General features: G+C 63.4%; 26 protein-coding genes and 1 riboswitch. Of the genes, 12 read left to right on the plus strand and 14 right to left on the minus strand.

Features of this window, described 5'->3' with window-relative positions:
* Positions 1-12: 12 nt before the first annotated feature.
* Positions 13-951 carry a homoserine O-succinyltransferase gene (gene metA, locus ASD44_RS12295; RefSeq protein ID WP_056112269.1) on the minus strand — a complete coding sequence of 313 codons (939 nt, stop codon included), beginning with the start codon at positions 949-951 and terminating at the stop codon, positions 13-15.
* A 54-nt stretch (positions 952-1005) separates the two neighbouring features.
* Positions 1006-1083: riboswitch (SAM riboswitch) on the minus strand.
* A 133-nt stretch (positions 1084-1216) separates the two neighbouring features.
* Here metA and hisC point away from each other — a divergent pair.
* Both hisC and ASD44_RS12305 read left to right on the plus strand, forming a co-directional pair.
* Entirely contained in the window at positions 1217-2326 is a 1110-nt protein-coding gene (gene hisC / locus ASD44_RS12300) for a histidinol-phosphate transaminase (RefSeq protein WP_056112271.1), read from the plus strand.
* Between the two features lie 4 nt (positions 2327-2330).
* Positions 2331-3272 (plus strand): prephenate/arogenate dehydrogenase family protein, encoded by a 942-nt coding sequence (locus tag ASD44_RS12305; protein WP_056112274.1) that lies wholly within the window; start codon positions 2331-2333, stop codon positions 3270-3272.
* A 48-nt stretch (positions 3273-3320) separates the two neighbouring features.
* Here the strand turns inward: ASD44_RS12305 and ASD44_RS12310 are convergent, their stop codons facing one another.
* Entirely contained in the window at positions 3321-4316 is a 996-nt protein-coding gene (locus tag ASD44_RS12310; protein ID WP_056112277.1) for a DUF2125 domain-containing protein, read from the minus strand.
* Between the two features lie 89 nt (positions 4317-4405).
* Here ASD44_RS12310 and ASD44_RS12315 point away from each other — a divergent pair, with 89 nt between their 5' ends.
* Together ASD44_RS12315 and ASD44_RS12320 are read left to right on the plus strand one after the other, a co-directional pair.
* On the plus strand, positions 4406-4927 hold the full coding sequence (locus tag ASD44_RS12315; RefSeq protein ID WP_056112280.1) for a gamma-glutamylcyclotransferase: 522 nt from the start codon (positions 4406-4408) through the stop codon (positions 4925-4927).
* Positions 4928-5024: 97 nt separating this feature from the next.
* On the plus strand, positions 5025-5972 hold the full coding sequence (locus ASD44_RS12320) for an aldo/keto reductase (RefSeq protein WP_056112281.1): 948 nt from the start codon (positions 5025-5027) through the stop codon (positions 5970-5972).
* On the opposite strand, the gene ASD44_RS12325 is transcribed toward ASD44_RS12320, so the two are convergent.
* From ASD44_RS12325 to ftsE, 4 genes are all read right to left on the minus strand, one after another.
* Positions 5969-6772, minus strand: coding sequence for a 1-acyl-sn-glycerol-3-phosphate acyltransferase (locus ASD44_RS12325; protein WP_056116048.1), 804 nt, complete (start codon positions 6770-6772; stop codon positions 5969-5971). The two genes, ASD44_RS12320 and ASD44_RS12325, sit on opposite strands and share 4 nt — an antisense overlap.
* 91 nt (positions 6773-6863) lie before the next feature.
* A complete protein-coding gene (locus ASD44_RS12330) occupies positions 6864-7466 on the minus strand; it encodes a YdcF family protein (RefSeq protein WP_244478767.1) in 603 nt (200 codons plus the stop codon).
* Between the two features lie 203 nt (positions 7467-7669).
* A complete protein-coding gene (locus tag ASD44_RS12335; protein ID WP_056112287.1) occupies positions 7670-8659 on the minus strand; it encodes an ABC transporter permease in 990 nt (329 codons plus the stop codon).
* On the minus strand, positions 8652-9311 hold the full coding sequence (gene ftsE / locus ASD44_RS12340) for a cell division ATP-binding protein FtsE (protein ID WP_056112290.1): 660 nt from the start codon (positions 9309-9311) through the stop codon (positions 8652-8654). Before ftsE ends, ASD44_RS12335 begins: the two co-directional genes overlap by 8 nt.
* A 192-nt stretch (positions 9312-9503) precedes the next feature.
* On the opposite strand from ftsE, the gene ASD44_RS12345 reads away from it, so the two are divergent.
* From ASD44_RS12345 to ASD44_RS12355, 3 genes are read left to right on the plus strand one after another with little or no spacing between them, the layout of a single operon-like run.
* A complete protein-coding gene (locus ASD44_RS12345) occupies positions 9504-10166 on the plus strand; it encodes a hypothetical protein (protein WP_056112293.1) in 663 nt (220 codons plus the stop codon).
* 20 nt (positions 10167-10186) lie between these two features.
* Positions 10187-10735: a hypoxanthine phosphoribosyltransferase gene (gene hpt / locus ASD44_RS12350; RefSeq protein ID WP_056112295.1), complete on the plus strand. Its 549-nt coding sequence runs from the start codon at positions 10187-10189 to the stop codon at positions 10733-10735.
* 59 nt (positions 10736-10794) lie between these two features.
* The gene (locus ASD44_RS12355; protein ID WP_056112298.1) at positions 10795-11157 is read left to right on the plus strand and encodes a response regulator; all 363 of its coding nucleotides are present in this window, start codon (positions 10795-10797) and stop codon (positions 11155-11157) included.
* A 14-nt stretch (positions 11158-11171) separates the two neighbouring features.
* Here ASD44_RS12355 and ASD44_RS12360 read toward each other — a convergent pair whose 3' ends face one another.
* From ASD44_RS12360 to argH, 5 genes are all read right to left on the minus strand, one after another.
* The gene (locus ASD44_RS12360; RefSeq protein WP_056112302.1) at positions 11172-11555 is read right to left on the minus strand and encodes a glyoxalase superfamily protein; all 384 of its coding nucleotides are present in this window, start codon (positions 11553-11555) and stop codon (positions 11172-11174) included.
* Positions 11556-11595: 40 nt separating this feature from the next.
* Positions 11596-14169 carry a TIGR02302 family protein gene (locus tag ASD44_RS12365; RefSeq protein ID WP_056112306.1) on the minus strand — a complete coding sequence of 858 codons (2574 nt, stop codon included), beginning with the start codon at positions 14167-14169 and terminating at the stop codon, positions 11596-11598.
* A 134-nt stretch (positions 14170-14303) separates the two neighbouring features.
* Complete coding sequence (gene lysA / locus ASD44_RS12370; RefSeq protein WP_056112310.1) at positions 14304-15569, minus strand: diaminopimelate decarboxylase; 1266 nt, start codon at positions 15567-15569, stop codon at positions 14304-14306.
* An 18-nt stretch (positions 15570-15587) separates the two neighbouring features.
* The gene (locus ASD44_RS12375; protein WP_056112313.1) at positions 15588-15797 is read right to left on the minus strand and encodes a hypothetical protein; all 210 of its coding nucleotides are present in this window, start codon (positions 15795-15797) and stop codon (positions 15588-15590) included.
* A 67-nt stretch (positions 15798-15864) separates the two neighbouring features.
* Positions 15865-17265 carry an argininosuccinate lyase gene (gene argH / locus ASD44_RS12380; RefSeq protein ID WP_056112316.1) on the minus strand — a complete coding sequence of 467 codons (1401 nt, stop codon included), beginning with the start codon at positions 17263-17265 and terminating at the stop codon, positions 15865-15867.
* A gap of 31 nt (positions 17266-17296) precedes the next feature.
* On the opposite strand from argH, the gene ASD44_RS12385 reads away from it, so the two are divergent.
* The 5 genes from ASD44_RS12385 (at position 17297) to ugpC (ending at position 22549) form a co-directional block, all read left to right on the plus strand.
* Positions 17297-17989 carry a TlpA disulfide reductase family protein gene (locus ASD44_RS12385; protein ID WP_056112319.1) on the plus strand — a complete coding sequence of 231 codons (693 nt, stop codon included), beginning with the start codon at positions 17297-17299 and terminating at the stop codon, positions 17987-17989.
* 245 nt (positions 17990-18234) lie between these two features.
* Positions 18235-19542, plus strand: coding sequence for a sn-glycerol-3-phosphate ABC transporter substrate-binding protein UgpB (gene ugpB, locus ASD44_RS12390; RefSeq protein WP_056112323.1), 1308 nt, complete (start codon positions 18235-18237; stop codon positions 19540-19542).
* A 195-nt stretch (positions 19543-19737) separates the two neighbouring features.
* Positions 19738-20622, plus strand: coding sequence for a sn-glycerol-3-phosphate ABC transporter permease UgpA (ugpA, locus tag ASD44_RS12395; RefSeq protein ID WP_056112327.1), 885 nt, complete (start codon positions 19738-19740; stop codon positions 20620-20622).
* Between the two features lie 9 nt (positions 20623-20631).
* Positions 20632-21480: a sn-glycerol-3-phosphate ABC transporter permease UgpE gene (ugpE, locus tag ASD44_RS12400; protein WP_056112330.1), complete on the plus strand. Its 849-nt coding sequence runs from the start codon at positions 20632-20634 to the stop codon at positions 21478-21480.
* A gap of 7 nt (positions 21481-21487) precedes the next feature.
* On the plus strand, positions 21488-22549 hold the full coding sequence (ugpC, locus tag ASD44_RS12405; protein ID WP_056112332.1) for a sn-glycerol-3-phosphate ABC transporter ATP-binding protein UgpC: 1062 nt from the start codon (positions 21488-21490) through the stop codon (positions 22547-22549).
* A 17-nt stretch (positions 22550-22566) separates the two neighbouring features.
* On the opposite strand, the gene ASD44_RS12410 is transcribed toward ugpC, so the two are convergent.
* From ASD44_RS12410 to ASD44_RS12420, 3 genes are all read right to left on the minus strand, one after another.
* Positions 22567-23649, minus strand: a complete 1083-nt coding sequence (locus ASD44_RS12410) for an ABC transporter ATP-binding protein (protein ID WP_056112336.1) — start codon at positions 23647-23649, stop codon at positions 22567-22569.
* Complete coding sequence (locus ASD44_RS12415) at positions 23646-25220, minus strand: iron ABC transporter permease (protein WP_082542461.1); 1575 nt, start codon at positions 25218-25220, stop codon at positions 23646-23648. Before ASD44_RS12415 ends, ASD44_RS12410 begins: the two co-directional genes overlap by 4 nt.
* Positions 25221-25383: 163 nt before the next feature.
* Positions 25384-26394 carry an iron ABC transporter substrate-binding protein gene (locus ASD44_RS12420; protein ID WP_056112341.1) on the minus strand — a complete coding sequence of 337 codons (1011 nt, stop codon included), beginning with the start codon at positions 26392-26394 and terminating at the stop codon, positions 25384-25386.
* Positions 26395-26470: the final 76 nt, after the last annotated feature.

Raw genomic sequence — 26470 nt, forward strand, 5'->3', positions numbered from 1 at the left:
CGAGGGTATTGGCTAGGCGACCGCCGAATCAGATTCAGCGCCAATATCGTCGATGTCGTACGGCGTCATCTGGTAAACCTGGTTGATCCAGTTGCCGAACAGAAGATGGGCATGCGAGCGCCAGCGGTTGAGCGGCGGGTTGGTCGGATTGTCACTTGGATAATACTCATGCGGCACCGCGATCTCGACACCGGCCGCCACGTCGCGGTCGTATTCCTCCTTGAGCGAGGTGGAGTCGTACTCGATGTGGTTGAACATATAGAGCCGGTTGCCTGCCTTCTCGGCGAGCATGCAGGGGCCGGTCTCCTCCGAATCCATCAAAAGATCGATGCCCCTTCCGGCTGGAAGGTCGGCGCCGCGCACTTCCGTCCAGCGCGAGACCGGAATGGCGAAATCGTCGGAAAACCCGGCCAGATAAGGTGAGGCCGGCGCGTGGTTGTGATGCCGGTAAACACCGAAGGCCTTCTTTGCCAGCGTGTGCTTCGGGATACCGTGGAAATGCCAGGCGGCGGCCATGGCGCCCCAACAGATGAAGAACGACGAAAGGACGTTCGTTGTCGTCCAGTCGAAAATGCGCGTCAGCTCGTCCCAGTAGGTCACGTCCTCGAAGGGCAGCAGTTCGATCGGCGCGCCGGTGACGATGAAGCCGTCGAACTTGCGGTGCTTCACCTCGTCCCAGGTCTGGTAGAAGCTGATGAGATGATCCGCCGAAGTGTTCCTGGCCTTGTGGTTGCCGATGCGCACCAGCGTCAGTTCCACCTGCAGCGGGCTGGCGCCGATCAGCCGGGCGATCTGCGTCTCGGTGCGAACCTTGTTGGGCATCAGGTTCAACAGGCCGATCTGCAGGGGCCTTATATCCTGACGCAGCGCCGTCTTCTCGTCCATGACGGAGACGCCTTCATGCGTCAACACTTCCCGGGCGGGAAGCTGATTGGGGATTTTGATCGGCATGAGCGGGCACTCCAACAAAAAGACCGGCGGCGAAATCGCGACCGGCCCCAGAGGATTTTGTGCTCCACGGTCCTTTAGCGATTTTTTTTACGTGGCTGCAAGCCGACCGGCCAAATCACCACGGGACTGCTCCTATTTAGAACCGGTGTGACTTGACGTCAATGATTCTCACCGGCCGCCGCAGGAGCCATCGCTCTCGACATTGAACCCGCCCGCCTGTATTCCCGCTGCGGCCCCGGCATGGAGCCCTGAACGGATACTTGCGATGGATCAGGCACAGGAAAAGATACGCCCCACCCCGCGCGCGGGGATCATGGACATTGACGCCTATGTGCCGGGCAAGAGCACCGCGCCGACGGGCGTGAAGCTGCACAAACTGTCGTCGAACGAGAATCCGCTCGGCGCTTCCGAAAAAGCCATCGAGGCCGCCCGCGACGTGGCCGGACGGCTTGAGCGCTATCCCGACGGCTCGTCCCTGAAACTCAGGCAGGCGATCGCCGACACGCATGGGCTGAACCTCGCCAACGTGCTCGCCTTCAATGGCTCCGACGAAATCCTCGCGCTTCTGGCCCGCATTTATCTCGAGCCCGGCGACGAGGGCATCTACAGCGAGCACGGTTTCCTCGCCTACCCGATTTACATCCGGAGCACCGGGGCGACGGCCGTAGTCGCCAAGGAGAAGGACGAGCGGACCGACGTCGACGCCATATTGGCGGCTGTCACCCCGCGCACCAGGATCATCTTCCTCGCCAATCCGAACAACCCGACCGGCACCTACCTGCCGTTCGAGGAAGTGCGCCGCCTGCACGCGGGACTTCCGAAGAACGTCCTTCTGGTGCTGGACGCGGCCTACGCCGAATTTGTCCGTCGTAACGACTATGAGGCGGGCGTCGAACTGGTCGCCGGCAACGAGAATGTCGTCATGACCCGCACCTTCTCGAAGGTTCACGGCCTCGGCGGCGCTCGCATCGGCTGGTGCTACGCGCCTGCCTCCATCGTCGCCGCCGTCGAGCGGGTGCGTGATCCATTCAACGTCAACGCCATGGCCATCGAGGCAGGCGCCGCCGCGATGCGAGACCGCGCTCATGTCGAGAAAAGCGTCGCGCATAACGGCGAATGGCTGGATTGGCTGACGGTGGAACTGACGCAGATCGGCCTGCGCGTGACGCCCAGCGTCTGCAACTTCATCCTGATCCATTTTCCCGACGACGCGGCGCATTCGGCGGCAAAGGCCGACGATTATCTGACGGCACGCGGCTTCATCCTGCGCCGTGTCGCCGGCTACGGCTTCCCCAATGCGTTGCGCATGACCATCGGCACCGAAGAAGCGAACCGCGGCGTCGTGGCCGCGCTTTCCGCATTCCTGAAAAGCTGAGACCATGTCCGAACCGCTTTTTAACAAGATCGCGCTGGTCGGCATCGGCCTCATCGGCTCTTCGCTGGCGCGGGTCATCCGCCGCGAACATCTCGCCGGCCACCTCGCCATCTCGACGCGCAGCGAAGCCACGCTGAAGCGGGCCGAGGAGCTTGGCCTGGGCGACGGCTACACCACCGACGCACAACAGGCCGTGCGCGATGCCGATCTGGTGATCGTCTCGGTTCCGGTCGGCTCCTCCGGCCAGGTTGCGCAAGAGATTGCACCCAGCTTGAAAAGGGGAGCCATCCTCACCGATGTCGGCTCGACCAAGGGCTCGGTCATCGCCCAGATGCAGCCGCATGTGCCGCCGGGCGTGCATTTCATCCCCGGCCACCCGCTGGCGGGTACGGAAAAATCCGGCCCCGATGCCGGCTTCGCCGAGCTGTTCGAAAACCGCTGGTGCATCTTCACGCCGCTGCCCGATACCGATCCCGCCGCGCTGGAAAAACTGTCGGAATTCTGGCGCCGCTGCGGCTCCAACATCGACACGATGGACCCCCAGCACCACGACATGACGCTGGCGATCGTCTCGCATTTGCCGCACATCATCGCCTACAACATCGTCGGCACCGCCGACGATCTGGAATCGGTGACCAAATCCGAGGTCATCAAATATTCGGCGTCCGGCTTCCGCGACTTCACCCGCCTCGCCGCCTCCGACCCGACCATGTGGCGCGACGTCTGCCTGCATAACAAGGACGCGATCCTGGAGATGCTGGCGCGGTTTTCGGAAGACCTCGCCTCGCTGCAACGGGCGATCCGCTGGGGCGACGGCGAGAAGCTGTTCGACCTGTTCACCCGCACCCGCGCCGTCCGCCGTTCGATCATCGAGGCCGGGCAGGACATCGATGCCCCTGATTTCGGCCGCCAGGCGGTGGAGCATCCAGGCGGCAGTCGGCAATAGGCAGTCGGCAATCGAAATCCGACTGCCCACTGCCGATCTGCCGACTGCCTACTCCACCGGCTTGATCCGTCCGAGCGGAATGAAGCCCAGCGAGGCCTTGCCCTTCACAACCTTGAGCGGCATCGACGTCTGGTTGCCCAGCATGGCGAGCGCCGCGAACCCCTGCCGGATTTCGCTATCCCTTTCCGGCATCGCCCTGGCGATGATGTCCGCGACCGCGTTCGGATTGCTGAGCTTGATCGTCAGATTGGCGTCGATCAGCCCCTCGGCATCGATCGAAACCGGTCCGGCGACGGTGATCCGCGCTTCGCCAGAGGACAGTTCGAGGTTGCGGAACTCGGCCGACTGACCTCTGAGGCTGCGGACCTTGCTGCGCAGCGCGGCGAGCCCGTTCTTGATCGTGGCGTCGGCGCTGCCGTCGAGCGGCGGCAACTCACGGCCCTCGATGGCCGCGGGATCGATCTGCAGGCCGTTGAAGGAACCCATATAGTCGAGATCCTCTCCGTTCGGCTGCACCTGGGCTTCCGCCGCGGTGGCGCTGAACAGCGAGACAGGCTCTCCCTCCTCCGGGTCGGTCTGGCCAGACAAGCCCTCGGCTGATGCCGCCAGTTCACCGGTGAGCGGCCAGGACAGCTTCGACTTGACCTGTAACCTGTCCCAGTCGAGCCAAAGCGGCGGCATTCCAGGCGCCGTCGTCCGCAAAGGCCCGGCAAGCTCGACATTGGGGAGAAAGAAATTCGCCAGGCTGGCCGAAGCATTGAGTCCGCCGGCCGAGGCCGCCACATTTCTGCCGTCGTCCTGATAGGCGAGGCTGTCGCAGGTGACAGAAAAGCGCAGCGGGAAGCCGCCGACCTGCAGGTTGACGCAATCGGCCTCGATGCCGTCCGCTTCCAGCGCGGCGATGGAACGCGCGGTTTCCGTCCTCACCTTGTCCGCCGCCCAGAACCAGCCGGCGCTGTAGAGGCCGAACAGGACGGCCAGCGCCAGCACCAGCCATACGAGGCCGCGGCGGCGTCTGGGCCGATGCTCTTCACTTGACGTCATGCTGCGGCTCTCTTTAACCCGTTGGCTTTCGGCTCCGCTCGGGCGATCTCCCGATTCGGTAACATCCATTCTGTCACAGGCTCGGGCATATGGGCGATTTTTGGGTTTTTGGCTACGGCTCGCTGATCTGGCGGCCCGGCTTTGCCCATGTCGAAACGCAGCGCGCCCGGCTCTTCGGCTACCGACGTTCGCTCTGCGTCTATTCCTATGTCCATCGCGGCACGCCGGAAAGGCCGGGGCTTGTCCTGGGGCTCGACCGCGGCGGGTCCTGCGTCGGGCTGGCCTTTCGCGTGCCCGGCGACCTGCACGGCGAAGTCATGGCGTATCTGCGCGAACGCGAACTGGTCACCAGCGTCTATCTCGAACGCCGGCTGGCCGTGCGGCTCGAGACGGGTGCAACGGTCGAGGCCACCGCCTATGTCGTCGACAGGGGTCACAAGCAATATGCAGGTGCTCTGGACGAGGCCGAGGCGGCATCCTTCGTCGGCGGGTCGGCCGGAAAATCCGGCCGCAACGAAGACTATCTTTTCTCGACCATCGAACATCTGCAAGCTTTGGGAATCCGCGACCACTGGCTGGAGGCCGTCGCCGCGCGGCTCGCCAAATCGTGATCGGTTCGGCGACGAAACCGGCTCGATGTCTTTGAACTTTCGTCGGCAGAACCTAGGTTCTGGCTGGGCGGAATGATTCCCCGACAGGAGATTTATCGTGCAGAAACGTCGACTCGGTCGCACGGACCTTGAAATCGCGCCGCTGGTTTTCGGCGGCAACGTCTTCGGCTGGACCGCCGACGAGAAAACGTCGTTCGAACTTCTGGATCGCTTCGTCGACGCCGGGCTCAACACTATCGATACCGCCGATGCCTATTCCCGCTGGGTATCCGGCAACAAGGGCGGCGAATCCGAAGCCATCATCGGCAAATGGATGAAAAGCCGGGCCAACCGCGACAGCATCGTGGTCATCACAAAGGTTGGATCCGACATGGGACAGGGCAAGAAGGACCTGTCCGCATCCTACATCGAAAAAGCCGTCGAGGCCTCGCTCAAGCGCCTGCAGACCGATGTCATCGACCTTTATCTTTCCCATTGGCCTGATCCTACCGTTCCCCATGAGGAAACGCTCGGGGCCTATCAGAAGCTCATCGAGAAGGGCAAGGTTCGCCACATCGGCGCCTCGAACCTCGATGCCAGCCAGTTGAGGGCCGCGCTCGACGTGGCCAGATTGAGGGATTTACCGCGCTATGAGGTGCTGCAGCCCGAATACAACCTCTACGACCGCGCTTCGTATGACGGCGCGCTGCGCGACCTCTGCATGAAAGAGGACCTCGGCGTCATCACCTATTACAGCCTCGCCAGCGGCTTCCTCAGCGGCAAATACCGAACCGCCGCCGATCTCGGCAAGAGCGTGCGCGGCGGCGGCGTGAAGCGCTATCTCGACGCACGCGGCATGCGCATCCTGGCAGCCCTGGACGCCGTTGCGAAGCGCCGCAAGGCCGCACCCGCGGAAGTGGCGCTTGCCTGGATCATCGCACGGCCCGGCGTCACCGCCCCGATTGCCAGCGCCACCAGCGTCGAACAGGTGGAGAGCCTGGTGAAAGCCGCGTCTCTGGAACTTGATGCGGCCGATATCGAGGCGCTGGATTCGGCCAGCGCCTAAGCGTCTCGGCTTGCTTTGGCTCCACGCAGTTCCGCCAGCCGCTTGAGTGCGGTTGGCGGCATTGGCGGTGCATTAGGCTCTTCGGCGGCCTCCAGAAGCAGCGCGTCGCAGGCGGCTTCCGTTTCGGAAATCAGCCGGTTCATGAATTCTTCCTTGTCCAGCCCGGCGGGGATGGCGGGCAGGAACCGCGCCTTGATGGTGCCCGGATAACGCAGGAACTTGCGGCGTGGCCAGTAGAGGCCGGCAACATGCGCAACCGGCACAACCGGCACGCCAAGCTGCGCATAAAGCTCGACGATGCCGTATTTGTAGGCCGCCTCGTCTCCCGGTGCGCGGCGCGTCCCCTCGGGATAGATGATGAGCTGACGCGGATTGCGCGCCATTTCTTGCCTCGTCGCCGAGACGACCGCCTTCAGCGCCCGCGAACGGCTGCCGCGATGGACCGGGATCATCCGCATCTTGAGAATGTACCAGCCGAAGAAAGGTATCCACGTCAGCTCGCGCTTGAGGATATAGAGCGGGTCGTCGAGATAGGGGAAGAAGGCGATCGCGTCCCAGAACGACTGGTGTTTTGGAGCCAGGATGAACGACCCTTCCGGCAGGTTCTCCATGCCGGTGATATCGCTTTTCGTCCTGGCGACCTTCTCGTAGAGCCACAGTGAGGTGCGCGACCAGAATTTCGGTACGAACCAGGCCCAGCTGCGCGGCGACAGGAAATAGTACGGCGTCCAGACGATCATCTGAACGATCAGATTGACGTAGAAGACGAAGTTGAAGGCCAGGGAGCGAATTTGGAGCATGCCGGGTGCCATGGTGAGACTGTGGCGTCGTACACCAAGCGCATGGCAAATGGAAAGGCTCACACGACCGTAGGATGGCAAAGACGGCGGATTAGTGAAGGTCAGTCTGCATCCCGGCGATGGCCACGCCATCCGCCGTCGGCTTGAGCGGCAGCACGCCCCGCGCCAGCGCGACGAGGTATTTGTTGTATTCGGTGAACAGCACCCGCAGCGCTTCCGGCTTGGTCAGCCATTCGCCGTTGTCGAGGTTGGAGTTGACCACCGGATACGGCTCCAGCTTGGCGTGGCGCAAGAGCCGTCCCATCTCCAGCAGAGTGCGCGGCATGTGGTAGTTGTTGGTGACCAGGATGACGCTGCCATAGGCGTGGGTCTCGACCCATTTGGCGCTTTCCTCGGCATTGCCGATCGTGTCCAGCGCGGCGCGGTCGATGTCGACGCAGCAGGAGAACAACCGCCTGTCTCCGCCCGTCGCTTTCTGTAGCTGGCGGCGGCTTGCGGACGGGTGCACCCCTGAGATCAGCAGGCGTTCGCCCTTGCCCATGGCGAGCAGGTTCATGCCGGCATCAAGCCGCGATTGCCCGCCGGTCAGGACGATGATCGCATCCGCCTTCTGGGGATTGGCTGGAGTAACGAGGCGGCTGACATGGTTGGCGAACCAGCCGAAACCGATTGCAAACGCCAAAACCCCGGCCATGCATCCAAAAAGGACGGCGCGTACGACCGGCCATAACCGCAACGGCCGAGGCGTCGCCCTCGCCATTGAGGCCGCGTCAACCGTCCCGATCGATTCGCGCCCGTTCATCATCTCAAGATATGTCCTGGAACACAGCCGTTGGTAGTGTCCACGCGCATTTTCCGTTAAATTGTCTTTCCGTTCGTGATCTCCACAGCATGGTGCTAGCCTCCGTCCGTCTGGCGGACATCAAGGTCGCTCAGATAGGCGACGACAGTGACATGCGACGTCGCAGCCGTCAGCACGCCGATCAGACCGACCATGAGGATGACGCCGAGATACCCGGCCGAGCCGATGGCGAAATTTCCGAACAGCGCCGCGGCCTGGTCCGCCTGCGGCGTCGCCAGGTTGCGCGAGGCCCACCAGGAAAAGACCACGAACACCATGACGGCCGCGGCTCCGCCCGCGGCGGCGCCTTTCATGCCGGTGACGAGGAAATGGCGCCGGAACTGGCGCGCGATGAAACGCGCTTCGGCGCCGACGAAATGCAGCACTTCGATGATATGGCCGTTGCCGGCCATGGCGCCGCGCGTCGCGAAAACCACTGTCAGCACCGTGGCGACCAGCATCAGGGCAAGCACGGCCACGCCGATCGTTACCGTCGTGCGGGCCATGGCGACCAGACGATCCACCCAGGTGCGGTGATCGTCGAGCGCCGCGCCGGGAATCTTGCTGGCAAGGGCCGTGCGCAGCGCATCGAAGTTCGGTGGATTTGCCTGGTCGATGGTGACGATCACCAATCGCGGAACGGGCAGTTCGTCGATGTTCAGCCCGGTTCCCAGCCACGGTTCGAGCAGCCGGGCAGTCGCCTCGCGGTCGATGATCCGTGTTCCAGTCACGCCCGGCATACGGCTGGCCAGTTGCGCCGCTTCGCCGAGCGCCTTGTCCATGTCCAGCCCGTCCGCCGGCTTTATCTGGATCGTCGCCTCGCGGGAAATCTGGTTTTCCCACACCGAGGCCGTGTCGCGCACCAGCGTCACTGCGCCGAAAGCCAGGCACGACAGAAATGTCATGATGGCGATGACGCTGACCAGCGCCCGCCCGGCAATGTTCTGCTCCGGTACGATGGGCGCCGTACGGCGCTGCATACGGGGCTGCGGCTCGGCATTGCCGGCGGCTTCATCTTCAAGCGGTTCGGTAAAAAGCTCAGTCATAGATGTCGAGCCTGCCGTCAGCGAGGATGAGGCGGCGCGCGTCCACCTGCTCCATCAGGCCGAGATCGTGGGTGGCGATCACCACCGCCGTTCCCAGCCGGTTCAATTCTATGAACAGCCGCAGCAGCCGGCGGGCGAGCTGTGGATCGACATTGCCGGTCGGTTCGTCGGCCAGCAGGATTTCCGGCTGCTCGATCAGGGCGCGGGCTATTGCCGTGCGCTGCTTTTCGCCGCCGGAAAGAACCGGCGGCAGCACATGCATGCGCTCGCCCAGCCCCACCCATTTCAGCAGTTCGGTCACGTCCGTGCGGTAGCTGGATTCCTCGCGCCCGCGCACCCGCAGCGGCAGGGCGACATTTTCGTATGTCGTCATGTGGTCGAGCAGGCGGAAATCCTGGAACACGACGCCGATGCGCCGCCTGAGATAGGGCAGTTCGGCCCGTGTGATGCGCGACCTGTCCTTGCCGAATACGGTGATCAGGCCGCGCGTCGGCTTCAGCGACATGAACAGAAGGCGCAGCAATGTCGTCTTGCCGGCGCCGGAGGGACCGCTGAGGAACTGGAATGAGCGCTCCGGTATCTGCAGGGAGATGTCGCGGAGGATTTCCGGACCCATGCCATAACGGAGGCCGACATTTTCGAAGCGGATCACGTTCGGCGGCCTGAAATTCTAGGATCAATTCTAAAGAGCAGAAAGCTGCCCATTTCTTCGAAACGACCATCGGCCGCCATGGTTAACGAACGATTAAGGGTATCCGGTTTTCGGGTCGTCAAACAGGCCTCGGTGGTGAAGCGTTAACCATTACGGTTTACGCAAAAGAAACGGAGAACGAAAAGGGCCAGCATGGCTGACAGGCAGAGCGCACGCCCGGTTTCCGGCGAAATCATGACGGCGTTGAAGGATCCGCCTGCGGCAGCGGCATATGTTCCACCGGCCGCGGCAGGGGACGTCGTCGATGCGGACTACGAAGTGCTGCCGCGCTTCGGCCGCCGCGATAATCCGCGAAACGGACCCGATGGCCTTTCCGCGTCCGCTGACAATATTGCCGCCGCGCAGGGAATGGACATGCTGCGCAAACCCGATGCGGCATCCGCGCCACCCACACCGGGCCGACGCGGCGGACCGATCTTCTGGACGGCCGGCGCCTGCGCCGTCTTCGCCGCTTTCTGGATTTCCGGCGGCCATGTGCTGTTGCGCGGCGCGGCCGCCTCGCTGGCGCAGGACCCGCCAGCGGTCCTCAACCTCACCTCGATCACGTCACGGGTGGATACATCCGGCGCAAACCCCGTGCTTTTCGTCGATGGCGAGGCCGGAAACGACGGTGCGGAGGCCTCGGCCCTGCCGCCGCTCGAAATCCACGTCACCGGAAAGGACGGCACCATCACCCGTTACCGTCTGGGCACATCGGGCCGCTTGCTCGCATCGGGGGAAAGATTCGCCTTTTCCAGCCGGCTGGAGGTGCCTAAGAATGGAGTAAAGAACGTCTCCGTGGCGTTCGCACGATAAACGGATTGTCGGGAGCCCGAATGCCAGTCGTCCGCGACAAGGATATCGAAGTGCTTTTTTCGGCGTCGGCGATAGCCCGGCGCAATCTGGAACTGGCCAAGGACATCGCCGGCCACGATTATCACGACCTGCTCGTCATCTCTGTGCTGAAGGGTTCGTTCGTCTTCGCAGCCGATCTCATCCGCGCCATGCACGATGTCGGCCTGTCGCCGGAGGTCGAGTTCATCTTCATTTCAAGCTATGGCGCCGGCACCACGTCAGGTGAGGTGAAGGTCCTGCGCGACATCGACAATGATGTCGCCGGACGCGACGTGCTTTTGATCGACGACATTCTGGAATCGGGCAAGACGCTGACCTTCGCGCAGGACCTGATGCTTTCACGCGGCGCAAAAAGTTGCTCCATCGCCGTGCTGCTGGACAAGCGCATGCGCCGTCAGACAGCGCTCAACGCCGATTATGTCGGCTTCGACTGCCCCGATTATTTCGTCGTTGGCTACGGCATGGACGTCGCGCACGCCTTTCGCGAGCTTCCGTTTGTCGGGGTTGTGCGGGGCGATGCCCAACCCTGAACCGCTTTCATTGCCGCCTCTCAGTAAAAGTTTAACGACTCGCCGCGAATATCCGCGCCATGGCAAAATTGTTGATCGTCGAGGACGATGAATCCGTCCGTATTCTCGCAGCCCGCGCGCTCGAACGCGCCGGGCACTCCATCGATGTGGCCGCAGACGGCGCGCAAGGACTGGCTTCTATCCGCGCCGCCAATGGCGGATACGATCTCGTCGTCTCGGATATCCGTATGCCGGAAATGGACGGCATCGAGATGGCGATGACAGCCGCGCAGGCTTTCCCCGCGATGAAGATGATGCTGATGACCGGCTATGCCGACCAGCGCGAGCGCGCCGAGGAGCTGAACGGCATCATTCTCGACGTCGTGCAGAAGCCCTTCACCCTCGCCGAAATCCGCGACCGGGTCAGCCGCGTTCTGAGCTGACAAGCAGCCTGCGGTCACGCCTCGGGCGGACTGCCGGCTTCCTCGTAGAAATGCAGGCGGTTGCCGAAGGGGTCACCCACGGAAACCTCCTTCGTCCCCCAGGGCGGGCTTTCGAGGCCGGGGCGGGCGAAGCGGTATTTCTTGTCGGTCAGTTCACGATGAAACGCGGCGATGTTTTCCACCCGGATGCGCACGGCCGATCCGGGCGATGCGTCGCCGTGATGCTCGCTCAGATGCAGAACGCAATCGTCGCGGGAAACCGCCATGTAGAGCGGCGCGTTGTCGTCGAAGCGATGCTCCCACTGCACCTCGAAGCCAAGAAAATCGAGATAGAACTCGCGCGCCTTCGCGATGTCGAACATGCGCAGGATAGGGGTGACGGCTCCTAATTTCGGCATCGTGTCCGTGCTCAGAATTTTCGTGCGCGTTTGGCGCCGGTTATTTGAGTTCCAGCAGGCGCTCGAGATAGCTGCGCTCGACATCGGGGCTGAGCGCATTGCCGAGCCGCTTGCGGATGGCTTCCAGAATCTGGCGCGCCCGCTGCGCGTCGATTTCATCCGGCACCTTCACCGAATCGCCACGGTCCGGACCGTCTGTGGTGCGCGGCCGGCCAAGCGGATCGCGGTCGGCGTTCTGCTGACGCCCGCCCTGCTCGCTGCCGCCTTCGTCGCCCTGCATGGCCTGAAGCTGCTGCATCATGTCCTTGGCGCCCTGGCGCAGCGCTTCCAGCGCCCGGCCCTGATGGCCGACGGCGCCCTCGCCTTCGCCCTGGCCGAGCGACTGCTCTGCCTCGCCCATGGACCGGCCCGCCTGGCCAAACCCTTCATTCGGCTCGATGCCCAGCCCCTGAAGGCCTTTCTTGAGCTGCTCCAGCTCGCTCTGCAGTTGCCCTTGGCCCTGCTGCAGCTGCTTCAAGGCCTCGGCGAATTCCTCCGGCGTCATTGGTTGGCCATTTTGGGGCTTGCCGTTCTGCCCCTGCTGGCCTTGGCCCTGCTGCTGCTCGCCGTCGCCGTCCATCTGCTGCTCGCCGTTCTGGCCGCGCTGCATCTGGTCCATGCGAAACGTCTCGTTCATCATCTCCTGCTGGCGCCGCATGATCTCGCCCAGCTTGTCCATCTGCTGGCGCATCTCGCTGTTCTGCTGGCCCTGCTGTTGCTGACGGCCGGCCTGCAGATTGTTCATCATGTTCTCGAGCTGCGAGAGCAGCTCCTGCGCTTGGTCGCGATCGCCGGATTTGGCCAGGTTCTCGATCTGGTCCATCATCCGTTCGAGATCGTTCTGGGTAAGCTCCTGCGCATCCTGCGGCGGCTGGGCCGCGTTCTTGTTGTTGCGGTTCTTCTCCGCGAACTCACGCAGGAAATCGTTCATCGCCTGACGCAGTTCCTGCATCAGTTTGCTGATTTCCTCTTCGCTGGCGCCGTTCTTCAACGCATCTTTCAACGCCTGCTGCGCCTGCCGGAGCTTCTTTTCCGCTGCCGAGAAATCGCCTTCCTCGATACCCAGCGCTACTTCCCAAAGATAGGAGACGACATCGCGGAGCTGGTCGTCGCTCTCGGCCTGCTTGAGGCGGCTGCGCGCGCTCATGATGGCAAGATAGTGCGCCAGGTTGCTGAACGTGTCTTCCGGCCGCAGCGTGATCGCGTCCATCAGGTCGATCACGCGCGGCTTGGCGTTGGCGTCAAGCGCCAGCAGCCGGCGATCCTCGATCACGGCGCGAGCCAGCGGATTGGTGAACGGCCGTTCCGGCATCACCAGCGTCTTGGTTTCGCTGCGGGCCACCTGGCCGGCGGCATCGACCGCTTGCAGCGTTATCTTGACCGGCGCGCCGGCCCAGACATGCTCCATCATGTCCTTGGTGGTCTTGGCGGCGTTGTTCTTGGCGTTGCGGCGCGGCAGCGACAGCGGCATTTCCGGCGGGCCGTAGAGCGGGCGCGCATTCGGCGCCTGCGGCTCGGCCAGCGCGAAATCCGTCTTGGCCGACGCCGCGCCGTAATCGTCCTCGATCTGGTAATTGAGTTCCAGCGAGCCGTTGACGGCGCGTTTCGGCTCGCCGACGAAGCGGATTGTCGGCCCGGTGTCCGCCTGCACGGCGAAGCTCCAGCGCTTCAGCTCATCCTCGCCGGATTTCAGAACCAGCATGCCGTCCTTCGACAGCTTGCCGGAGAACAGCAGCGGAGCAGCCATTGGCGAACCGGCGCTGTCGGTCTTCTGGTCATCCTTCGGCGCTTCGGCGGCGATGGCCCGGACATTGCCGTCGGCTTCCGTATAGCTCAGCCCCTCGTCACCATTGCCGCCAGTCACGCGCAGCGAGACGTCGCTGCCCTGCGGCACCGTGAAAGCCTGAGCAGCCTGGTTGGCTTCGGCGGTCAGGAAGATCGGGGCCTTGCCGGTGTAGGGCGGCGGCGTAACCCAGGCGTCGATCCGCGCCGGCACGGCATCCACGGAGGCGCGTTGCACGAAGGGATCGCTAATGCTGCCGCCGAGCGGGCCAAACGAAAAGGCGAAGGCGGCGACCAGCACCAGCGCGACGAGCGCGCGCAGCCCCCAAGGGTCGCGCTCCGGTATGCTGGTGCGTGGCAGATCCGCTCCGACCGACCCTAGGCGGGCGGCCATGCGTTTCTGGTGTTCGCGCCAAAGGGCTTGTGAGAAACCGGTATCGCGGCCGCTCGGACGGTCGCTCTGCACCAGCACCGGGCTGTGCAGCAGCGCGTTCGCGGCCTCGATGCGGCGGTCTACTTCGACCGCCAACGGCCAGCGGAAGAACCGCAAGGGATAAAGCGCGGTCAGCGCGGCCAGCACGAAAATCCCGGCAAGCGCGAGGCGCGCCAGGTCCGGCAGCAGTGCGAACAGCCCCAGCCATGCAGCGCTCAGGAACAATGCCACGACGAGCAGCAGCGGCAGGACGAGCGGCCAGACGCGTTCGACCACCATGGCGGCGCGCGTGAACAACCGGCTGGCGGCCAGCCGTGCCGAAAGGCTTCCGTCGGGATTTGTCGCGGGTCGCTCTGTCATCGGCCCTTCCGGGGCCGGCCGGAATGGCGCGGCCTCACAGTCCCAAGAATAGCAGCAAACACGGCAAAGGCGAGGCAGGCTCCCGAAAACGTGAACTTGCTGCTCGGAGATCGTTTGGAAAAGCGTCGGAGCGCTCAGAGCCAGTCGGGAATGATGTCCAGCCCGATCAGTTCGTCATAGGTCGGACGCGCCCGCACCACGGCGAAGCGGTCGCCGTCGACCAGCACTTCCGGCACGATCTGCCGGGAATTGTAGGCGCTGGACTGCACCGCGCCATAGGCGCCTGCGGTGCCGACCGCGATAAGGTCGCCGGCCTTCATCCGCGGCAGGTCACGGTCATGGCCGAGGAAATCGCCCGTCTCGCAAACCTGGCCGACCACGTCGACGCGCAGGCGCGGCGAAGTATCCGCAGCCTGGACCACCGGGAAGATGTCGTGGAACGCGTCGTAAAGCGTCGGCCGGATGAGGTCGTTCATCGCCGCGTCGACGATCAGGAAGTTTTTTGCCTCGCCTTCCTTCACATAGATGACTTCGGAAACCAGAATGCCGGCATTGCCGACGATCAGTCGGCCCGGTTCGAACAGCACCTTCACGCCCAGCCTGGCGAAGTGCTTGTGCACGATGGCTGCATAGGCGTCCGGCAGCGGCGGCGGATTGTTGTCGCTTCTGTAGGGAATGCCGAGACCGCCGCCCAGATCGACATGCTCGACCGTATGGCCGTCGGCCCGCAGCGAGCCGACCAACTCCGCCATCAGCGCGAAGGCGTCGTCGAATGGCTGCAGATCGACGATCTGGCTGCCGATATGGGTATCGATGCCGACCGGCCGCACGCCCGGCAGTTCGGCGGCGCGGGCAAAGACGTGGCGCGCTCGCTGCCACGGAATACCGAACTTGTTCTCGGCCTTGCCGGTGGAAATCTTCTTGTGCGTCTTGGCGTCGACGTCGGGGTTGATGCGGATCGACACCCGGGCGAGCTTGCCCGCCGCCGTCGCGCGCGCCGAAAGCAGATCAAGCTCCGGTTCGGATTCGACGTTGAAGCACAATATGCCGGCGGCCAGCGCGAAATCCATCTCGCCGGCAGTCTTGCCGACGCCGGAAAAGACGATCCTGTCAGCCGGAATTCCGGCGGCCAGCGCGCGCCGCAACTCGCCTTCGGAAACCACGTCGGCGCCGGCGCCGAGCTTCGCCAGCGTCTTCAGCACCGCCTGGTTCGAATTGGCCTTCAGCGCGTAGCAAACCAGTGAATCGAGCCCGGCTAACGCTTCAGAAAACACGCGGAAATGCCGGGTCAGCGTCGCCGTCGAATAGCAGTAGAACGGCGTACCGACCTGCGCGGCGATGGCCGGTATGGCGACATCTTCGGCGTGCAGGACGCCGTCGCGGTACTCGAAATGGTTCACTGTAGGGCGGTCCGGAGCTTACTGGATGAGCTTGTCGAGGAAGAACGGCTTGTTGGTGTCCGGTTTTTCTGGCTCCGGCGGCAGCGGTTGCTTGGCCTTCTCCGCTGCCTTGCGCGCATCGACCGCCGCCTCGTAGGGCGTGTCGAGCCCCGCCTTGCGGCCGCAGGCGGCCACGGTGGCCATCACGGCGACAAGCGCCAAGGTCGTCAACATCCTGCCTGCGGTCATCTGATCATCCGTCCGAGCTGATTGCCTGCCGCTTTTAACCGAGTTTTTTCCGGTTTGCACCCCGGCATCATGCCTTCGGCAAGCGCTTCTTCCAATAGCGTATCTGCCGCCTGACCTCGGCCGGCGCGGTGCCGCCGAAAGAGGTCCGGCTCTTCACCGAATTCTGTACCGAAAGCACTGTAAATACGTCATCGGTGATGCCGTGATGGATTGAGCGCAGATCGTCCAGCGACAGCTTCTCCAGCCCGACCTTCTTCTCCTCGGCCAGCGCCACCGCCCTGCCGGTGACGTGGTGCGCCTCGCGAAACGGCATGTTCAGAGTCCGCACCAGCCAGTCGGCCAGATCGGTGGCCGTGGAATAACCGGAGCCGGCGGCCTTCTTCATCGCCGCCACATTGACAGTAAGGTCGCCGATCATGCCCGTCATCGCCGCCAGCATCAGGTCGAGCGTCTCGGCGGCGTCGAAGACTGCTTCCTTGTCTTCCTGCATGTCCTTTGAATAGGTCAGCGGCAGCCCCTTCATCACCGTCAGCAGTCCGACCAGATGGCCGTTGACGCGACCGGTCTTGGCGCGCACCAGTTCGGCGGCGTCCGGGTTCTTCTTCTGCGGCATGATCGACGAGCCGGTCGAATAGCTATCGGACAACCTGACGAAGCCGAATTGCGGCGTCGACCAGATGACGATCTCCTCCGCAAGCCGCGAAAGATGCGTCGCGGTTATCGCCGCGACCGACAGGAATTCCAGCGCGTAGTCGCGGTCGGAAACGCTGTCGAGAGAATTGCGCGTCGGTTCGCGGAAGCCCAGCGCCTTGGCGGTCTGGTGCCGGTCAACCGGGAATCCGGTGCCGGCCAGAGCCGCCGCGCCAAGCGGGCTTTCGTCCATGCGCTCCAGCGCGTCGCGCACCCTGGAAAGGTCGCGCGCAAACATTTCGACATAGGCCATGCAGTGATGGCCGAAGGTGACCGGCTGAGCCGTCTGCAGATGGGTGAAACCCGGCATCACGGTCGCGGCGTGCTCTTCGGCTCTGGTCAGCAGCGTCTCGATCAACCCCTTGAGGGCCACGGCCACCCGGTTGAACTCGTCCTTCACCCACAGCCGGAAATCGACCGCAACCTGATCGTTGCGCGAGCGCGCCGTGTGCAGCCGCCCCGCCGCCGGACCGATCAGCTCGGCCAGCCGCGCCTCGACATTCATGTGGATGTCTTCAAGCCGGGTCGAAAAAGCGAATTTTCCGGACTCGATCTCTGCCAAAATCGTGTTCAGCCCGTGAGCGATTTTCTGTTGATCGTCCGCCGAAACAATGCCCGTCTGCGCCAGCATTTCGCTATGGGCGATGGAGCCGCGTATGTCCTGCGCATAGAGCTTGCGGTCGAAGCCGATTGAGGCGTTGATCGCCTCCATGATCGCGGCCGGACCCGAGGCAAAACGTCCGCCCCACATCTGGTTGCTGGCCTTCTTGTCGCTCATCGCTATAACCCGTTTCCCGGAGCATTCGAAAATGGCAGACGGTAATCGTTTCTTCCCGGCGTCACGCCTCATCCTTGTCGCCCTGGTGGCGGGCGTACTGGCCGGTGCGGTCGCGGTATATGTCAGGGAGAGCGGCTCTGGCAACAATGCTCCTGGAAATGCAGCCACACAGGTGGCTGTCGGCGATAGCGCTGACGACAAGGTCTGTGCCGCCAAGGCCGACGAATCCAGGAAAATATCGGATGCCGCGACCGGTCACGTCGCGGCGCTTCTGCCGGCATCGCCGCAGCAATCGCTGAAAACGCTGGCTTTCAACGATCCCGACGGCAAGCCGATGAGCTTGGCCGACCGCGCCGGCAAAATACTGCTGGTCAATTTGTGGGCGACATGGTGCGCGCCCTGCCGCGCCGAGATGCCGGCGCTCGATGCCCTGCAGAAGGACAAGGGCGGTGACAGGTTCGAAGTCGTCGCAGTCAATGTCGACACCGGCGACGATGCGAAGCCGAAGAAATTCCTGTCCGACATCGCAGTATCCAACCTCGCTTTTTACCGCGACCCGACGCTGAAGCTGTTCAACGACGTCAAGACGCGAGGGCTGGCGCTGGGCTTGCCGGTCACCATGCTGGTCGACTCCGAAGGCTGTCTGATCGCTTATATGAACGGTCCAGCGGAGTGGGCGGGACAGGATGCACGCGCGCTGGTGGATGCCGCGACCGGTCTCTGAGAACCGTTTTCCGTCGCTCTCATCTTCATGGACAGGGTCTCATCGATAGCCAGCGAAGCAATTCGCTGTTACCGCGCATCGTTTACAACCCGAAAGATCAGGCCATTTTTGGCAATTCAAACGAAACCGATATGAAAAAGGTGTGAAAATTCACACCTGTGCAACAAAACCGTTGTCGGGCTGTCATATTCGACCCATACTCCCTGCCGCGGTCCCTTTCCGCCAACGACATATGGGAGTGAAACATGAAATTTCATGGCTTTGCGGCCTCACTGGCCGCGCTGACCCTTTTTTCAACGACATCGGCTTTCGCCGCCACCCAGATCAGCTGGTGGCACGCCATGACAGGCGCCAACGCCGAGGTCGTCAACAAGATCGCCAAGGACTTCAACGCCAGCCAGAGCGAATACGAGCTCATGCCGGTTTTCAAGGGAACTTACCCCGAGACGCTGAACGCCGGCATCGCCGCGTTCCGCGCCGGCCAGGCGCCTGAGATCATGCAGGTTTTCGACGTCGGCACCGGCGTCATGATGGCCGCTGAAGGCGCGGTGAAGCCGGTTGCCGATGTGCTCACCGAAGCCGGCGCCAAGTTCGACAAGGCCGCGTATCTGCCCGGCATCGTTGCTTACTATTCGAAGCCCGACGGCACGATGCTGTCCTTCCCCTACAACTCATCCTCGCCGATCCTCTACTACAACAAGGATATCTTTCAGAAGGCCGGGCTCGACGTGAACAACCCGCCCAAGACCTGGAACGAGGTCTGGGACGCGGCCAAGAAAATCAAAACGAGCGGCGCCGCTCCCTGCGGTTATACCTCGACCTGGCTCACATGGATTCATCTCGAGAACTTCGCCGCCTGGAACAACGTTCCTTGGGCGACCCAGGAAAACGGTCTCGCCGGCGGTGACGTCGAGCTCAAGATCAACGCGCCGCTCTATGTGAACCACTTCCAGGCCTTGGCCGATCTCGCCAAGGACGGCACCTTCAAATATGGCGGCCGCACTTCGGAAGCCAAGCAGATCTTCCTCGCCGGCGAATGCGGCATCTTCACCGAATCGTCCGGCGGCCTCGGCGACATCGTCAAGTCGGGCATGAACTACGGCATCGGCCAGCTGCCCTACGACAGCGATGCGCCCGGCGCCCCGCAGAACACCACGCCTGGCGGCGCCAGCCTCTGGGTCTTCGGCAACAAGACGCCCGAACAGTACAAGGGCGTCGCGGCCTTCTTCACCTATTTGTCGCAGACCGACGTGCAGCAGTATCTGCACGAGAAGTCGGGCTATCTGCCAGTCACGCTGGCGGCTTACGAAGCCACCAAGAAGTCGGGTTTCTACGAGAAGAACCCCGGCCGTGAAACGCCGATCCTGCAGATGATGGGCAAGGCGCCGACCGAAAACTCGAAGGGCGTTCGTTTGCCGAACCTGCCGCAGGTGCGCGACATCCAGAACGAGGAGTTCGAGAACATGCTGGCCGGCAAGCAGACCGCCCAGCAGGCGCTCGACAACGCCGTCAAGCGCGGCAATGCGGCCATCAAGGAAGCGTTGGGGAATTGAGCGCATTGACCCTCCCCCTTGCGGGAAGGGTCGGTGAGATGCTTTGCAACGCAAGGCGATCGAGACGGGTGGGGGCCAGAACATGATCTGCCGGAAGATGGATTTGACCTGTTCACCCCCACCCCGCTTCGCAATTTCCGCTCCGCTTCAATTGCTCATCGACCCTCCCCACACGGGGGAGGGTAAGGCGCCAGCATGACCCCCCGCGTCGTCTTTCCGAACAAGTTCCTGCCTTACCTTCTGGTGGCGCCGCAGCTCGCCATCACGCTGATCTTTTTCTACTGGCCGGCGGGGCAGGCGCTTTACCAATCCATGTTGAAGGAAGACCCCTTCGGCCTCAGATCGAAATTCGTCTGGTTCGACAATTTCAAGCGCGTCCTCTCCGACCCCAGCTATCTCAACTCCATCAAGGTCACGATCGTCTTTTCCGTGGCGACGGCGGCGGTGGCAATGTGCGTTGCGCTGCTGCTGGCGGTCATGGCCGACAAGGTCGTGCGCGGCAAAGGCTTCTACCGCACCCTGATGATCTGGCCCTATGCGGTGGCCCCCGCCATCGCCGGCATGCTGTTCCTGTTCCTGTTCAACCCCTCCATCGGCAGCCTGGCGGTTCTCCTGCGCCGGGCCGGCATTCCGTGGGACCCGGTGCTGAACGGCAACCATGCGATGATCCTTCTGGTAATCGCCGCGGCCTGGAAACAGATCAGCTACAATTTCCTCTTTTTCGTCGCCGGTCTGCAGGCGATCCCGAAAACGCTTATCGAGGCGGCCGCCATAGATGGCGCCGGCGAAACCAAGCGCTTCTGGACTATCGTCTTCCCGCTGCTCGCGCCGACGACGTTCTTCCTGCTCGTCATCAACACGACCTACGCCTTCTTCGACACGTTCGGCATCGTTCACGCCGTCACCGGCGGTGGCCCCGGCAAGTCGACCGAAACGCTGGTCTACAAGGTCTACAATGACGGCTTCGTCAACCTGATCCTCGGCTCGTCCGCAGCCCAGTCGGTCATCCTGATGGTCATCGTCATCGCCCTCACCGCCATCCAGTTCCGCTATGTGGAGAAGAAGGTGCATTATGGTTGAGGCTGCACGATGATCGGCCAATCTCCCGTCCGCACCTTGATCGCTCATGCCGTGCTGATCGTCGGCATATTGATCGTGGCGTTCCCGATCTACTACACCTTCGTCGCCTCGACCCACACGCTGCAGACGATCCTGCGGCCACCGCTGCCGCTGCTGCCCGGTGGCGAGTTCCTGCGCAACTACACGGAAGCGCTGTTCGGGGGCATCGGCCGCATCGGCGGTGTCGGCGTCGGCACGCTGCTGCTCAATACCACGATCGTCGCGGTGGGCATCGCGGTCGGCAAGATCATCATTTCCATCCTGTCGGCCTACGCGATCGTCTTCTTCCGCTTTCCGTTCCGGATGACGTTTTTCTGGCTGATCTTCATCACGCTGATGCTGCCGGTTGAGGTCCGCATCCTGCCGACCTACAAGGTCATGGTCGACTTCGGCCTGATCGACACCTATGCCGGGCTCATCATCCCGCTCATCGCCTCGGCGACCGCGACGCTGCTGTTCCGGCAGTTCTTCATGACCATTCCGGGTGAACTGGTCGAGGCGGCCCGCGTCGATGGCGCTGGTCCGTGGCGGTTCTTCTTCGATATCCTTTTGCCGCTGTCGCGCACCAACATCGCCGCGCTCTTCGTCATCCTCTTCATCTATGGCTGGACGCAGTATCTGTGGCCGCTTCTGGTCACCAACCGCAACGATATGAACACCATCGTCATCGCGCTGAGGAAGATGGTGTCCTTCGCCGACGCCGACACCCAGTGGCACCTCGTCATGGTCACCGCCATGCTCGCCATCGTGCCGCCGATCCTCGTGGTGGTGCTGATGCAGCGCTGGTTCGTGCGCGGCCTCGTCGATTCCGAAAAGTGAGAACCTGATGGCGACTGTCGATCTCAAGGATGTGGAAAAGGTCTATGGCGGAGCGGTCAAGGCCGTCAAAGGCGTCACCATCGCCATCCCCGACAAGGCGCTGTGCGTGCTGGTCGGTCCCTCCGGTTGTGGCAAGTCCACCCTCTTGCGGATGATCGCCGGGCTGGAGACCATCTCCTCCGGCACCGTTTCGATCGACGGCAAGGTGGTCAACGAAATCGGCCCGACCGAGCGCGACATCGCCATGGTGTTCCAGAATTACGCGCTTTATCCGCACATGAAGGTCTACGACAACATGGCCTACGGCTTGCGCAACCGCGGCATGCCGAAGGACGAAATCGACAGGCGCGTCAAGGACGTGGCCGCGACGCTGGAGCTTGCGCATCTGCTCGACCGCCGTCCGCGCGAGCTTTCCGGCGGCCAGCGCCAGCGCGTCGCCATGGGCCGCGCCATCGTCCGCAATCCCAAGGTCTTCCTGTTCGACGAGCCGCTTTCCAACCTCGACGCAAAGCTGCGTGGCCAGATGCGCGTCGAAATCAAGAATTTGCAGCGGTCGCTTGGCGTCACCTCGGTATACGTCACCCATGACCAGCTCGAGGCGATGACGCTGGCCGACATACTGGTGGTCATGAACGCCGGCCTGGTCGAGCAGATGGGCGCGCCGCTCGACATCTATGAAAAGCCGGCCTCGACCTTCGTCGCCTCCTTCATCGGCGCACCGCCGATGAACCTTTTGCCGATCGTTGCCAGCGGCAACGGCGCTACACTGGCCGACGGAACTGATATCGGCATGGCAGCGCCGGCGAACGCCGTCACCCTCGGCTTCCGGCCGGAAGATGTCGATGTCGTCATGAACGCAGACAGGCCGGAGGGGGCGGTCGCGCTTCCCGCGCGGGTCGAAGCGGTCGAGCCTGTCGGCGCGGAAAGCTTTCTCTACTGCGCCGCCGCCGGAAACCGCATCGTCGTGCGCGTCTCGGGCCGCGCCACGGCCAAGCCCGACGACGACCTGCGCATCGTCGCCAAAAGCGAAAAGCTGCACTGGTTCGATCAGGCGGGGAAGCGCGTCTAACCCGATCGGGTCAACCCTTACCCGAACACATGCGCCTTGCCGGCAACGCTGATGCGGACGATCTCGCCGACCGCCGGCGCGTCAGTGCCGGGCTTTTTCAACACCAGCGGAGTGTTGCCGATAGCCGCTGCGTCGGGCGGATTGGAATTGTTCATGAGCCGCACCGCCACCGTGCAGGTCGCGCCGGCGAACTCCGATTCCACCACCTCGCCGAACAGCATATCCGGCGTGCCTGACATGCCCTGCCGCGTCGTCCGCTTGATCAGCAACTGCTCCGGCCTTAGCATGATGCGGGCGACCTCGCGGCGTCCGTTTTCATCGACCGGAATACGGCCGAGCTGGCATTCGGCAAAACCATCGGCAACGCGCGCCGGCAGCACGATGGCGTCGCCGAGAAATTCGGCCACCATGCGGTTCACCGGTTTCAGATAGAGATCGCGCGGCGTTCCCACTTGCGAGAACTTGCCGTCGCGCATGACCGCCACCTGGTCGGCGAAGGAAAGCGCCTCCGCCTGATCGTGCGTGACCAGAATGGTCGTGATGCCGGCGCCTTCCAGAAGCTCCGCCACAGCCTTGCGCATCGAGGCGCGCAGGCCGGTATCGAGCGCCGAGAACGGCTCGTCGAGCAACATCAGGCGCGGCTTCATCGCCATGGCGCGCGCCAGCGCGACGCGCTGCTGCTGGCCGCCGGAAAGCTGGTGGGGACGGCGCTTCAGGATCGCCTTGTCGAGGCCAACGATGTAGGCCAGTTCGCTGATGCGCTCGGCCCGCTTGTCCTCGTCCTTGCGCATGCCAAAGCCGATATTGTCCGCGATCGTCAGGTGCGGGAACAGCGCCCCGTCCTGCGCCACCACGCCGATGCCACGCAGGTGCGCCGGCACCACGCCGGCCTCGTCCGCCAGCGTATGCCCGTCGAGCGCGATCCGGCCATTGTCCGGCGCCTCGAAGCCGGCGATCAATCGCAAAAGCGTGGTCTTGCCGCAACCGGACGGGCCAACGATCGCAGTCCGGCTGCCGGCCTGCACGGCAAGATCGATGCCGTTGAGCGCGGCGACCGGCCCGTAACGTTTTGTCAGCCCGGAAAGCTCGAGAAGGCTCATCGCCCGGCCATCCTTTTCGACTGCACATAAAGCAACCAGGTGAGCGGCAGCGAGACCGCCACCATAATCGCCGCATAGGGCGCAGCCGACGCGTAGTCGATTTCGCCGCTGTAGTTCCAGAACGCCATCGCCAGCGTGCGCGTGCCGTTTGGCGCCAGCATCTGGGTTGCGGTCAGCTCGTTCATGATGCCGAGCGCCACAAGCGCGATGCCGGCGGCGGCGCCCGGCGCCGAGAGCCGGATCGTCGTCGCCCACAGCGCCTTGGCCGGCGAGCGCCCAAGGCTTCCGGCCGCACGCTCCAGCTCGACCGGAGCCTGCGCAATGGAAGCGCGCAGGCTGATGATGGCGCGCGGCAGGAACATCAGCGCATACGCGACCAGGATCGTCACCATGGTCTGATAGAAGAACGGCAAGGTACGCACGGTGACCGTCACCAGCGCCAGCGCCACCACCACGCCGGGCAGCGAACCGACGACATAGTTGCAGCCTTCGAGCATGCGCTGCAGCCGGCCGGGCGAGCGGATCGATAGCCAGGCGATGGGTATGGCGGCGGCGGTCGCCAGCAAGCCGCCCACGACCGCCAGGAAAAGCGTCTGGCCAAGCGCGAGGCCGATCTCGTCGAGCCGCCAGATTTCCGAGCCGCCGGCGACAAGCCAGCGGCCTATGGTCCAGAAGGGCACCCCGAGCGACAGGCACGTCACGGCGGCCAGCAGCAGGCTGCATGGCAATGCAAGCCAACCCAGCCGCGCGCGCTGCAATGGCCGCGCCGCGCCCGATCCGACGCGGGCATAGCGCTCCTCGCCGCGCACCAGCACCTCGACCGCCAGCAGCGCCAGGCAGCAGGCAACCAGGACACCTGCCAGCATGTTCGCCGCCGGTCCGTTGAAGGTCGACTGGAACTGGTCGACGATGGCCGTGGTGAAGGTGTCGAAGCGGACGAAAACATAGAGACCGTACTCGGCCAGCAGATGCAGGCCGACGAGCAGCGCGCCGCCGCATATCGCCAGCCTCAGCTGCGGCAGCACCACCCGGAAGAACACCCGCCACGGCCCCAGCCCCAGCGACGCTGCACTGTCTTCGAGTGCGGGGTCAAGCCGGCGCATCGCTGCCGACAACGGCAGATAGAGGAACGGAAAATACGCGATGATCGAAATCAGCACGCCGGCGAACAGTCCGTGCAGCCCCGGCACCATCGTCACCCAGGCGTAGCTATGGACGAAGGCCGGAATGGCCAGCGGCGCGACCGAAAGCCAGGACCATAACCGCGCCCCCGGCAGGTCGCTGCGCTCGGTCAGCCACGCCAGCGCTATCGAGAGCAACGCCGATATCGGCACGGCAAAAATCACCAGCAGCAGCGTGTTGACCAGCAGATCGCCGACGCGCGGCCTGAAGACCAGCGCCGCGACTGTCGACCACCCCGCCTGGATCGCGGCGACGGCGACGAACACGATCGGCAGAAGCGCGAAGGCCGAGACCAGTACGGCGCAGGCGGCAATCCAGCGCACTGGATACCGGCGGCGATGCAGGGTTCTCCCCCGATAAGCCCCGCCTGAGGCTGCCGCGGATGTCATGACTGCGTCGCCGCGTGCAGACCGCCCCAGCGACGGACCTCAATGCGTCGGACACGGCTGGGGGTAAAGCTGCTCGAAAACATCGTCAGACGCCATGTGGCAAACGAAGGCTCCCGCGGACACCGCGGGAGCCGGATCGCTGCCCTTTTAGAACCTGCGCCAACTAAAGCAAGCCGGCCGCCGTCATCAGATCGGTGACCTTCTTGGAATTGAGCGCCGAAGCCTCGACTTTTGGCGCCTGCAGATCGGCCAAGGGCACCAGCTTGGCGTTGGACTGCGCGTCCTTGCCAACCACATACTCATAGGACGTGCCATTCTGGAGGATGTCCTGCCCGCCCTTGCCGGCGATCCACTTGAGGAAAGCCTGCGCTTCCTTGGGATGCTTGCTCGACGCCAGCACACCGCCGCCGGAGACCGAAACGAACGCTCCCGGATCCTGGTTCTTGAAGTAGTGCAGGTCGACGTTCTTGCTGTTCTCGCCGGTCTTCGCCTGATCGCCGAAATAGTAATAATGATAGATGATGCCGCCTTCGATCTCGCCGGCATTGACCGCCTTCATCACCGTGCCGTTGCCGCGATAGGCGGTGAAGTTTTCCTTCATGCCCTTCAGCCAGTTCGCCGTCGCCTCTTCGCCTCTCAGCTCAAGCAGCGCGCTGACGATCGCCTGGAAGTCGGCGCCCGAAGGCGATGCCGCCCAGCGCCCCTTCCAGCTCGGATCCGCAAGCTCCAGCATCGACTTCGGCAGCTTGTCGGCCGGCAGCTTTTCCTTGTTGTAGACAAAGACGGTGCTGCGGGCGGCGATACCGGTCCACTTGCCGCTGGACGGACGATATTCGTCGGGGATCAGCGCCAGCGTGTCGGCGTCGACCGGCGCGAACAGTCCGGCGGTCTCCACCAGCACCATGGCGGGCGAGTTCTCCGTCAGGAAGACATCGGCGGGCGAGGACGCGCCCTCGGCGACGATCTGGTTCGAGAATTCGCTGTCGGACCCGTTGCGCAGCGTCACCTTGATACCGGTTTCCCTGGTAAAGCCTTCAGCCCATTCCTTGGCCAGGCTTTCGTGCTGGGCGTTGTAGACGACGATCTCGCCGGCATCCTGCGCAACAGCAGGTCCCGTGAGCGAACTCACGGCAAGCGCCGCCGCCGCTGCCCAGGTGGAAAATGCAAATCTCATGGTCGTCTCCTTGCTTGTCCGGCTTGTCGCAATGGCCGTAGCAATACATGAACGTCCAGATCAAGTTTTTTCGTTC

This window comes from Mesorhizobium sp. Root554 (genome assembly GCF_001427025.1).
In the GTDB taxonomy this organism is placed as follows: Bacteria; Pseudomonadota; Alphaproteobacteria; order Rhizobiales; family Rhizobiaceae; genus Mesorhizobium.